This window comes from uncultured Cardiobacterium sp., from assembly GCF_938028185.1.
Taxonomy (GTDB): Bacteria; Pseudomonadota; Gammaproteobacteria; order Cardiobacteriales; family Cardiobacteriaceae; genus Cardiobacterium.
Genome location: NZ_CALJAH010000055.1, coordinates 1 through 10,823, shown reverse-complemented (window position 1 = coordinate 10,823; position 10,823 = coordinate 1). Strand labels below are relative to the sequence as shown.

General features: G+C 52.0%; 12 protein-coding genes. All 12 read left to right on the top strand.

Annotation, left to right across the window (positions count from 1 at the left end):
• A partial coding sequence (gene rpsB, locus Q0349_RS01860) for a 30S ribosomal protein S2 (protein WP_298079131.1) occupies positions 1-506 on the top strand: 506 nt, incomplete at its 5' end.
• Positions 507-574: 68 nt separating this feature from the next.
• Complete coding sequence (gene tsf / locus Q0349_RS01855; protein WP_298079129.1) at positions 575-1,456, top strand: translation elongation factor Ts; 882 nt, start codon at positions 575-577, stop codon at positions 1,454-1,456.
• A 96-nt stretch (positions 1,457-1,552) separates the two neighbouring features.
• Positions 1,553-2,278: a UMP kinase gene (gene pyrH / locus Q0349_RS01850; RefSeq protein ID WP_298079128.1), complete on the top strand. Its 726-nt coding sequence runs from the start codon at positions 1,553-1,555 to the stop codon at positions 2,276-2,278.
• Between the two features lie 9 nt (positions 2,279-2,287).
• Positions 2,288-2,845, top strand: coding sequence for a ribosome recycling factor (gene frr / locus Q0349_RS01845; RefSeq protein ID WP_298079127.1), 558 nt, complete (start codon positions 2,288-2,290; stop codon positions 2,843-2,845).
• Positions 2,845-3,564: a polyprenyl diphosphate synthase gene (gene uppS / locus Q0349_RS01840; protein ID WP_298079125.1), complete on the top strand. Its 720-nt coding sequence runs from the start codon at positions 2,845-2,847 to the stop codon at positions 3,562-3,564. Before frr ends, uppS begins: the two co-directional genes overlap by 1 nt.
• A 14-nt stretch (positions 3,565-3,578) precedes the next feature.
• Positions 3,579-4,412 (top strand): phosphatidate cytidylyltransferase, encoded by an 834-nt coding sequence (locus tag Q0349_RS01835; protein WP_298079123.1) that lies wholly within the window; start codon positions 3,579-3,581, stop codon positions 4,410-4,412.
• 28 nt (positions 4,413-4,440) lie between these two features.
• The gene (gene rseP, locus Q0349_RS01830; protein ID WP_298079122.1) at positions 4,441-5,796 is read left to right on the top strand and encodes an RIP metalloprotease RseP; all 1,356 of its coding nucleotides are present in this window, start codon (positions 4,441-4,443) and stop codon (positions 5,794-5,796) included.
• 305 nt (positions 5,797-6,101) lie between these two features.
• On the top strand, positions 6,102-7,205 hold the full coding sequence (pilM, locus tag Q0349_RS01825; protein WP_298079121.1) for a type IV pilus assembly protein PilM: 1,104 nt from the start codon (positions 6,102-6,104) through the stop codon (positions 7,203-7,205).
• A complete protein-coding gene (locus tag Q0349_RS01820) occupies positions 7,205-7,795 on the top strand; it encodes a PilN domain-containing protein (protein WP_298079119.1) in 591 nt (196 codons plus the stop codon). The genes pilM and Q0349_RS01820 overlap by 1 nt, the downstream gene beginning before the upstream one ends.
• Positions 7,792-8,442 carry a type 4a pilus biogenesis protein PilO gene (pilO, locus tag Q0349_RS01815; protein ID WP_298079117.1) on the top strand — a complete coding sequence of 217 codons (651 nt, stop codon included), beginning with the start codon at positions 7,792-7,794 and terminating at the stop codon, positions 8,440-8,442. The genes Q0349_RS01820 and pilO overlap by 4 nt, the downstream gene beginning before the upstream one ends.
• Positions 8,432-9,007, top strand: a complete 576-nt coding sequence (locus tag Q0349_RS01810) for a pilus assembly protein PilP (protein WP_298079116.1) — start codon at positions 8,432-8,434, stop codon at positions 9,005-9,007. Before pilO ends, Q0349_RS01810 begins: the two co-directional genes overlap by 11 nt.
• Before the next feature lie 22 nt (positions 9,008-9,029).
• The coding region (gene pilQ / locus Q0349_RS01805) for a type IV pilus secretin PilQ (protein WP_298079115.1) at positions 9,030-10,823 on the top strand (1,794 nt) is incomplete at its 3' end.

Sequence of the window (10,823 nt, the reverse complement as noted above, 5' to 3'; positions counted from 1 at the left end):
ATTTCCGCTGGCTCGGCGGGATGATGACCAACTTCAAGACCATCCGCCAGTCCATCAACCGCCTTGAAGCGATTGAACGCATGGCCGAAGACGGCACGTTCCAAAAGCTGGTGAAGAAAGAGGTCATCGTCCTTGGCCGTGAACGCGACAAGCTCGCCCGTTCACTCACCGGCATCCGCCATATGCGCCGCCTGCCCGATGTGCTGTTCGTCATCGACGTAGGCCACGAACATATCGCCATTCAGGAAGCGAAGAAGCTCGGCATTCCGGTCGTCGGCGTGGTCGATACCAACAGCCAGCTCGATGGCGTCGATTACATTATTCCGGGCAACGACGACTCTGTTCGTGCCATCCGCCTCTACGTTGATGCGGTCGCCAGCGCAATTGAGGAAGCCAAGGCTTCTGTGACCGCCCGTGGCGGCGAGAACGCCGAGAAGGCGCTGGAAGAAGCGGTCGTGGCTGATGAACCGGCTGCTGAAGCTGCCGAAAGCGGCGACGCTGAGTAATTTGTCTGTTTTTGCATGATTAAAGGCTGCGGCACGTCCGCAGCCGTCCTTGTTTTCAGGAGTTGAATATGTCCATTTCCGCCCAATTAGTAAAAGAACTGCGCGAACGTACCGGCGCAGGCATGATGGAGTGCAAGAAGGCACTGCTTGAAACCAAAGGCGATATTGAAGCTGCCGTTGAACATATGCGCAAAACCGGCCTCGCCAAGGCCGACAAGAAAGCCGGCCGCGTTGCCGCCGAAGGTGCGCTGGTCGTTTCCATCAGCGACGACGCCAAGGAAGCGACCATCCTTGAAGCCAACTGCGAAACTGATTTCGTGGCCATGGGTGACGAGTTCCGTGGTTTTGCCAACCGTCTCGCCGAAGTGGCGCGCACGCAAAAGCTGGCCGACATTGACGCGCTCAACGCCGCCGAAGTCGCACCGGGTGTCACCGCCGACGAGCGTCGCCGCGAGCTGGTCGCGAAAATCGGCGAAAACATGACCATCCGCCGTTTCGTCACCCTGACTGCGGGCAGCGGCGTTATCGGCCACTATCTGCACGGTCAAAAAATCGGCGTGCTGGTAGAAATCACCACCGGCGACGTTGAACTGGCGAAAGACATCGCCATGCACATCGCTGCCAGCAACCCGATTTCGCTGGACGCCGCTTCCCTGCCGCAGGATTTCCTCGACAAGGAAAACGAAATCCACCGCGCCAAGGCCGAACAAAGCGGCAAACCGGCGAACATCATCGAGAAGATGGTCGAAGGCGCGATGAAAAAGCTGTTCAGCGAAGTGACGCTGAAAGGGCAGTCTTTCGTCAAAAACCCGGACATCACCGTTGAGCAGTTGCTGAAAGAAAAAGGCGCTGACGTGGTGCAATTCACCCGCTTCGAGCTGGGCGAAGGCATCGAGAAGGAAGAATCCGATTTTGTCGCCGAAGTTATGGCGCAGGCCAAAGGCGTTTAAGTCTTGACCGCCCGCAAAACCGCCGCCCGTCGGCGGTTTTTTTATGCCACGCAACGTATAATGCGCGCGCCCTATAACAATCCGGAGAACACACACATGACTACAGGCAATCCCCCTAAATACAAAAGAATTTTGCTGAAAATGAGCGGCGAGGCGCTGATGGGCGACCAGGCTTTTGGTCTGGACGCGAAAGTAGTACGCCGCATCGCGGGCGAAATCCGCCAACTGGTGGAATCCGGCGTGGAAATCGCCATTGTTGTCGGCGGCGGCAACCTCTTTCGTGGCGCGCAACTGGCGGCGCTCGGCATGGAGCGCGTCACCGGCGACCACATGGGAATGCTGGCGACGCTGATGAATGCGCTTGCCATTCAGGACGCGCTGGAGCAGATTGACGTGCCGGTGCGGGTAATGTCGGCGCTGATTATCGACCAGGTCTGCGAGCCGTTCATCCGCCGCCGCGCCATCCGCCACCTGGAAAAGGGCAGGGTGGTCATCTGCGCCGCCGGCACCGGCAACCCGTTTTTCACTACCGATAGCGCCGCCAGCCTGCGTGCGATTGAGCTGGAAGTCGATGCGATGTTCAAGGCGACCAAGGTCGATGGCGTCTATTCCAAAGACCCCAAACGCTTTGATGATGCGGTAAAATACGACGCCCTCAGCTACCGTCAGGTACTCACCGAAAACCTCAATGTCATGGACGCAACTTCCGTGGTGATGTGCCGCGACAATGATATGCCGATGGTGGTATTTGACATGACCAAACCCGATGAAATCGTGCGTGCTGTCTTCGATGACGGCGTTGGCACGGTCATTCACGCCTAAGGAGTTTATATGATGCAGACCATCCAGAAAGATGCCGCCACGCGCATGGAAAAATCCGTGCAGTCGCTCGAACACGAGTTGAGCAAAATCCGCACCGGACGGGCAAACGTCAGCCTGCTGGACCACGTCCAGGTCGAATACTACGGCTCAATGGTGCCGCTGTCGCAGGCGGCGAACGTCTCCGTCACCGACTACCGCAGCCTCACCATCCAGGTATGGGAGCGCAACATGGTCGCCGTCATCGAAAAAGCGCTGATTAACTCCGACCTCGGCCTGACGCCGAACACCGCCGGACAAAACATCCACATCAACCTGCCGCCGCTCACCGAAGAACGGCGCAAGGATTTGGTCAAAGTCGTGCGTAACGAAGGCGAACAGGCAAAAGTCGCCATCCGCAACGTGCGCCGCGATGCCAACCAAAGCATCAAACAGCTCGTCACCGACAAACAGGCATCCGAAGACGACGAGCGCCGTGCCGAGGCGGAAATCCAGAAACTGACCGACAAATACGTCGAACAGGTGGACAAAGTCCTCGCCGACAAAGAAAAGGAACTGATGGAAGTTTGATGAGCGCCGCGCAAACCCCGCCTGCCCACGTCGCCATCATCATGGATGGCAATGGCCGCTGGGCGCAGCAACACCTGCGCCCGCGTGCCTTTGGCCACAAGGCCGGGCGGGTGGCGGTGGACCGCGTCGTTACCGCCTGCGCCAAGGCGGGCGTGCAAACCCTCAGCCTTTACGCCTTCAGCACCGAAAACTGGCGCCGTCCCGCGCACGAAGTCAAGGTGCTGATGGAACTGATTGAAGCGGCGCTGCGCGAAGAAGCGGAAAAAATGCGGAAGAACGACATCCGCCTGCGTGTCCTCGGCGACCGCGCCCCGCTCTCCGCCTCGCTCTGCAACGCCATAGACGCCGCCGAAGCGCTGACGGCCGACGGCACGCGCATGAACGTCGTCCTTGCCATCAACTACAGCGGCCAATGGGCATTGTGCGAAACCGCCCGCCGTTTGGCGCAAGCGGTCGCGCGGGGCGAACTGCAAGCGGACACCATCAACGAAAGTGATTTCGCAGCCCACCGCCCGATGCCCGACCTGCCGCCAGTGGACCTGCTCATCCGCAGCAGCGGTGAAATGCGCCTGAGCAACTTCCACCTGTGGGAGCTCGCCTACGCCGAACTGTGGTTCACCGACGTGCTGTGGCCGGACTTCGGCGAAGCACAACTGCAAGCGGCATTCGCCGCCTATCACCACCGCGAGCGCCGCTTTGGCGCGCTGTCGCACACCTGACGGACAAAAACGCCATGCTGCTCTACCGCATCCTGACCGTATTGGTCATCGCCCCGCTATTCTTCTGGATTAACCTCTACGCCGACGCTGTCTGGTTTAACCTCTTTTGGCTGGCGCTAGTCGCTCTCGCCGCGCGCGAATGGGGCAACCTGTTACGCTGGAAAGCGCGCAGCCAGTGGAAATATGCGCTTATCAACACCGGCATCGCCGCGCTCGGCCTGCTCCTGCTCGAATACGGCCTCGGCGGTGTCGCCAAAAGCCGCTTGCTGTTCTACTTCCTTGCCGCCGCCTCATTCATTTGGCTGTTCATCGTGCCATACGCGCTCTACCGCTATGGCCGCGACCAGCGCCTGAACCTGCCCGACAGCCTGCTTGCCGTCGCCGGCTCGGTGATGCTGCTCGCCTTCGTTTGGGCGACCGTTGCCATTCAGCGCATGATTGGCGGCGGCGGCCTGCTCGGCCTCTTTATCATCGTTTGGTGCAGCGACATCGGTGCTTACTTCGCTGGCCGCCATTACGGCAAACGCAAACTGGCGGAAAAAATCAGCCCGAAAAAAACCGTCGAAGGCTTCATCGGCGGCTTCCTCGCGGCGATGCTGGCGGCGCTGGTATTGTCATTCATCGTCAAACTGCCGCTCGGCCTCTGCCCGTTCCTGCCGCTAACCGCGCTGGTCGTTATCTACGCCGCCATCGGCGACCTGTGGGAAAGCGTGCTCAAACGCCGCGCCGGCATCAAGGACAGCAGCAACATCCTGCCCGGCCACGGCGGCATCCTCGACCGCATCGACAGCTGGCTCTCGGCAATGGTGCTGTGGGCGGCAGGCTTCCTCTACGCCAACCTTTTCTGAACACCATCACTGCAAGGAGACGCAGGCAATGTTACCCGCGCTTTGGGGAATACTCGGCTTTATCATCACCATCGGCATCCTCGTCACTATCCACGAATGGGGACACTTCTGGGTCGCACGCCGCTGCGACGTCAAAATCATCCGATTCTCGCTCGGCTTCGGCAAACCCTTCCTCAGCTGGCGCGGCAAAAAAGACGGCACGCTCTACACCCTCGCCCCTATCCCGCTCGGCGGCTTTGTACAAATGCTGGGCGAGAGCAGCGACGAAGCGGTTGAAGAAGGCGAAAAACACCGCACCTTCCAGTCCAAAAAAGCGTGGCAACGCTTCCTCATCGCCTTTGCCGGACCTGCGGTCAATCTCCTCTTTGCCGTTCTCGCCTTCGCCGCCCTCTACCTCTACGGCGTCCAGGGCTTGCGCCCGGAAATTGCGTACATCGCACCGGACAGCCTCGCCAGCAAAGCGGGATTACAGGTTGGCGACCAAATACGCGCGGTCGAAGGCAAAGACATCCTGCTCAGCAGCGACGCGCATATCGCACTGGTCGGCGCGCCCCGCCGCAGCGACGTTAACCTCGTCATCCAGCGCGACGGCGAAGAACGCATCCTCGCGCTTGACCTCAGCGGATTGCGTGCGGGCGACGAGCTGAAAATGGACGAAGCGACCGGCCTATACCTCGTTGACGAATGGCTACCCGCCAACGTCGCCGAGACCATCGCGGACGGTCCGGCGGCCGCAATGGGCATCGCAAAAGACGACCGCATTACCGCCGTCAATGGCAAAGCGCAAGACCTCATCCGCATCGGCAAAGTCATCGCCGACGGCAAACCGGGCGCGGATATCGCCATTACCGTCATGCGCGCGGGCAGCGAACAAACCCTGCACGGCAAACTCGGTTCGCGTACCGACCAAAAAGGACAAGAACACGGCTTCCTTGGCGTCAAATGGCAGCGGGTGGACGTCTCCGCTTACCAGACCGTAGAGCGCTACGGCTTGTGGGCGTCGCTTGGTCACGGCTGGGACAAAGTCGTTTACTACGTCCGCCTGACCTACGATATGTTTGGACGGATGTTCGCCGGGAAAATCTCGCTCGACAACATCGGCGGACCGCTCACCATCGGTGACGCGGCAGGCAAAACCCTGCGCTACGGCTGGGACATCTTCCTCAACTTCCTTGGCGTGGTCAGCCTCTCGCTTGCTGCCATCAACCTGCTGCCGGTACCGATGCTGGACGGCGGCCACATGGTCTTCTACGCGCTGGAAACCGTACGTGGCAAACCGCTCTCCGAAACGACCATGAAATGGGCGCTGCGCGTCGGGGCGACGCTGGTGTATGCGTTGATGGGGTTCGTCGTCCTCAAAGACTTCTGGAAATATCTGCTGTAAAAACAGCAAAAAACCTTCAGCCCTTCCCAAACATTACCATTTTGCCCGCCTTCGTGCGGGCAAAAACGCTTATACGGCAGAAAAACCGCGCCTTGCAAGGGAGACAAACATGAAATTTGTGTTACAATAGCGCAATCGCAAAATTTGTTGTTTTCTGGACACGCGATGTTTTACCAGTATTTTCAACACACTTTGCAGCCACATTGCAAAATGCTTAAGAAAAGACTAACCAAATATTGATTTTTGTTCAGAAAACGGATAAATTGAGCATGGGATTTAGATAAGACGTTTGAAGACTGCCGTGATTGCACGAACTGCCAGCATCCCGCTGGCGGCAGGACATCCCGGCAGGCTTAAAAGGAGTTAAATATATGTTGGGAAAACCTGAGATTATCGGGGTAGATATCGGGCAATACAGCATCAAGGTTGCCAAGGTCAAACAGTCGGGCAAGGCATTTACCGCCAATCACCTCGCTTACGAAGTGATCCCGCCAGATGTGCGCCAACAGCGTGACCGGGCAACGCTGAGTACACTTGTTGCAAACATCCTGAAAAAACAAGGGCTGAAAAACGGGCAGGTGGTTCTGCACGTCAATACCGGCGACGTTATCATGCGTGAGGTTAATGTAGCATCCTCCCTGCGTGGCAATGAGCTGGAAGGTGCAGTAGAGCTGGAACTGAATGACGCCATTCCTTTCGGCATGGATCAAGTCTATTTTGACTTCGATGAAGTGCCGAACAAAAAAGGAACGCGTTTGGCAGTTGTGGTACGTCGCGATGTTGCGGATGACAAGACGGCACTCCTGAACAAATTGCCAAAAAACTTCAGCAAGCCACAGGTAGATGTTGATGCCTTCGCTTTTACCCGCGTATTGAAATATGTCGCCAAGAATGATGTCGGCAAAAACGACCGCATCATGCTGATTGATATTGGCTTCAGCCGCAGCCGTTTCTATGTCTGTAAAGGCAGCGAACTGCTGTTCAGCCGTGAACAGCAAATTGGCGGCAATACGGTCAATGAAATTATCATGGACGTCTTTGATATTGATGCCGAATCTGCAGAAAACCGCAAAATTGGCCACAGCTTTGGCGATGAGTACAGAGATTTGGTATTGACGCCCTATGTACAGACTTTTTCCGAACAGCTTCATTTGGCGTTGGACTTCTACGAAGCAAACAATGTCACAGAAAATCCCGAACCAATAAAAGCCATTTATCTGACTGGTGGTGGTGCAAGACTGACCGGTTTCGTGGATGCACTGGGTGCTGCAAACGTTTCGCACACGATTAGATTGCTGAATCTGGCTCCTTATATCAAGCTGTCAGGCTCACAACGTTCTGATGATACGTTGCAGTCTGGAATCAATCATGCCTTGGCAATAGGCTTGGCGATGGAAGGCACAAACTAATGGCTAGAAAATTTAACCTACAACCGTGGCGTGAACAACGTCGCGACGAACAGAAGAAAAACTTCACCTATGCAAGTTTTGGCATCGTTTTCCTTTGCGCAGCTGCGTTAGGTGCTGATTATTGGCAGCAAACCAATTATATTGAAGAACAGAAATCGGCAATTAGTCAACTGGAAGAAAATATAAATAAACTTTCTACTGCTGAAACTGAAGTTAAACGCTTACAAGAACTCAACAGGCAAGTTAATTTACAAATTGATGTTATTCAGGGCTTGCAGGCGGAGCGTGGACTGGCGACGGAAATGTTGGACTATATTGCTCAACATACACCGGAGACGGTATTTTTAAGTTCTATTAATTATCAGGCAGGAAAAGTTGTTATTACCGGGGTTGCCAGTAATGATAGTGGAGTCGCTCAATTTATTCGTAATATGGAAAAGTTCCAATATTTTTCCAAGGCATCTATTGAGAATATTGTTACTGCAGTAAAAAACAATAGTTTTACCGTTCCTGAAGGAAGTGAAGTTAAACAGTTTACGGTTCATATAGATGTCAAACGTAATCCTAAAGTTGAAGGAGGTCAGGGATGAAATTTGTATCACCCTCACAGCTAGATACCAGTAATCCTGGTACATGGCCCGTTTATTACAAGATTATATGCTGGGTAATTATCGTAGGATTGATGGCATTTGTTTATAACAAGTTCTTTAGACAACCTTTGGTTGAAGAACAAGATACTCATAATGCAAAAATTACCGAGTTAAAAGACAAATATAAAGTGCTTTATCAATATCAACAGGATCTCCCCAAATATCAAGAAAGAACGGAGGCATTGGTTGGAGTATTGAGATCATTGCTTGAATATTTGCCTTCAGATGATGAGGTTCCTGATCTTATTGATAGCGTTTACGTCGCTGGCGTAGATAATGGTATTATTTTTGATTCTTTTGTCAGGCCAGATGTTGATATAAAACAGCCTTATTACAATATTAAACCGGTAAAACTGAAAGCCGATACACAATATACCAATTTTGCTAAATTTACAGGGAGAATGTCAGCATTGCAGCGTATCATGAATGTTTCTGATATGTCTATCAAAATAGCAGACAATGATCCTAATAAATTAACTATTGAGAGCCAGTTACAGACCTATGTTTACAACGTAGACCTGGATGAGTTTTTAAAGAAAAATTTGGAACAACTAACCAGCAATGGAGAGGGTCAAAATGCCAAATAAGACAATCTTGTGCAAGGCAGTCGGTTTATCTCTTGTTGTGTGTCTATCAACGGGCTTTATGAATGGCAGTCCTGAATCAGAAGTGGCGCAGTTTATACAGGAGACATCCGAGACCGTAAAACCGAGTCCCAATCTTGATCTTGGTCCCTTGCCAGCAAACAAGGAATATGTTCCCTATGCGTATCAATCCGAGAATACTGATCCTTTTGCATTGAAGCCTTTCGTGGTAGATGCAAAGGCTCCGGTAGATGAAAAACAAGATACATGTGCTGATGATAGTTGTGGTGATGGCGCACCAGTACCACATACCAAATATTTCCTAGAAAATTACGATTTGGGTCAATTATCAATGGTAGGCACGGTTGTGAATAAGAATCAGAGACGTGCTGCACTGATTCAGACCCCCGATGCAGGTATTGTTAATACTATGCAAGGTGAATATATGGGTAAAAATAATGGTCTGATAATTTCTATCAAACCTGATCACATTATGGTTCGTGAAAAATTTAAAGTTCCACGCGGGTGGCAGAACCGGATGGCCATTTTAGAACTCTTTACTTATTGATTTTTACAGAGGTTATGGAATTATGAAACATATCTTTACTGGAAGCTTGTTGCTGTTGTCCTCAAGTTTATATGCGGCAGCTATTAGCGGTGTTGAACATGGTAGTGCTGCTGGCGGGTATCAACTCGTATTTAAAAATGCAGGGGTTAAGCCTACAGCATTCAATACCGATTCTTCTATTGTTCTGGATTTCCCCAATACAACATCTTCCATGAAATCCCGTGGTGTAGATGTGGCTTCTAATGGAATTTATAATGTGGATGTCATTCCGGGACAAGGACGCACCCGTGCTGTTATTAATTTGTCTTCACCGATGAATTATAATGTCAGCCAGCAAGGGCAGGATGTCATAGTAAATGTAATGCCTGGTTCGAAAGCCGCTCCTAAAGGAGCTCTTGCTGTCAAAACGCCAGCTGCTCCGGCTGCCGGATTTAGGGGAGCTGTTAATCCACAAATGGTTACTGTTGGCAAAGGTACTGCTACCATTGGCAAAGGTGTTAATTCCGCCAGTGCCCTTGCGCCGGAATTTCGTCGCACTTCTAATGGCCGAGCTGCCTTTACCTTTAATTTGCCATCACCCGATACAGTCGTGAATGTCCGCAAAGATGGCAATAAAGTAATAGCGGATGTACGCGGTATCACAATCAGTAATAGTGAACAGAAGCGCCTGGATGTAACAGATTACAATACACCAGTCAGCTATGCCGAAATTAAGAAGGGAAATGGTGGTGCTACAGTCTCTTTAAATATGGCAGGTAACCCGTTTGAGTTTGTCAGTTATCAGAGTGGTAATACCTACACCATTGAGGTAATGAAACCGGCACAAAATGCCCAAGATCGAAAAGTGCAGGAAATGCTTGGTTTTGGTAGTGGTAAACACTATAAAGGGGAGCCGTTATCTTTGAACTTCCAAGATATTGAAGTTCGTGCGGTTCTGCAAATTATTGCCGAGTTTACCCATAACAATATCGTAGTCAGTGATGGTGTAACGGGCAATATTACCTTACGTCTGGATAATGTGCCTTGGGATCAGGCTTTAGACATTATTATGAAGACCAAAGGGCTGGATAAACGTCAAAGCGGTGATGTTATTTATGTGGCGACACTCGAGGAATTAAGAACCTCTGAATTAACGATATTGCGCACATTGGAAGAAAAAAGAAGCCTGACGCCAACACGTATTGACCGTATTCAGGTACAGTTTGCGCGGGCTACGGACCTCAAAAAATTGATTGATGAGGCAAAAAATAATGTCCGTGCAACCAACACTAACGGATTATCCAATAATGTGGATTCCATTCTTTCTGACAAAGGTTCGGTATCTGTAGATGAAAGAACGAATACCCTGATTGTGAACGATATTCCGGAAAAGATTCAGGCTGTACGTGAGCTGGTTGCCGAACTGGATAAACCAGTCAAACAGGTGCTGATAGATTCCCGTATTGTGCTGACAGAAGATAATTACGCCCGTGACTTGGGTGCTCGTTTCGGTGTTTCTTTCATTAACCGCAGCAACAGCAAGCTGATTACGGGAAGTGGAACTAGCAATGCCTCAACCAGTCTGGCTACAGATATTGTGAATGGAACGCGTCCGCTAAATATTCCGGATCTGTCCAATCGTTTGGGTGTCAATATGCCGGTTCTTGGAGGTACTTCAGGCACTCCATCAAGTTATGGTTTGTCCATTTTGAGTGGTGATTTCTTGGTGGATTTGGAATTGTCTGCCCTACAAACAGAAGGTCGCGTAGAAATTGTTTCCAGTCCGCGCGTAGTCACCCAGGACGGCGCTCAGGCAGAAGTTTGGTCTGGTACCGAA

Coding starts and splice junctions, on each gene's coding strand:
- uppS (WP_298079125.1), top strand. CDS start 2,845: ATGAGCGCCGCGCAAACCCCGCCTGCCCACGTCGCCATCATCATGGAT.
- Q0349_RS01835 (WP_298079123.1), top strand. CDS start 3,579: ATGCTGCTCTACCGCATCCTGACCGTATTGGTCATCGCCCCGCTATTC.
- Q0349_RS01820 (WP_298079119.1), top strand. CDS start 7,205: ATGGCTAGAAAATTTAACCTACAACCGTGGCGTGAACAACGTCGCGAC.
- Q0349_RS01810 (WP_298079116.1), top strand. CDS start 8,432: ATGCCAAATAAGACAATCTTGTGCAAGGCAGTCGGTTTATCTCTTGTT.
- pyrH (WP_298079128.1), top strand. CDS start 1,553: ATGACTACAGGCAATCCCCCTAAATACAAAAGAATTTTGCTGAAAATG.
- frr (WP_298079127.1), top strand. CDS start 2,288: ATGATGCAGACCATCCAGAAAGATGCCGCCACGCGCATGGAAAAATCC.
- rseP (WP_298079122.1), top strand. CDS start 4,441: ATGTTACCCGCGCTTTGGGGAATACTCGGCTTTATCATCACCATCGGC.
- tsf (WP_298079129.1), top strand. CDS start 575: ATGTCCATTTCCGCCCAATTAGTAAAAGAACTGCGCGAACGTACCGGC.
- pilO (WP_298079117.1), top strand. CDS start 7,792: ATGAAATTTGTATCACCCTCACAGCTAGATACCAGTAATCCTGGTACA.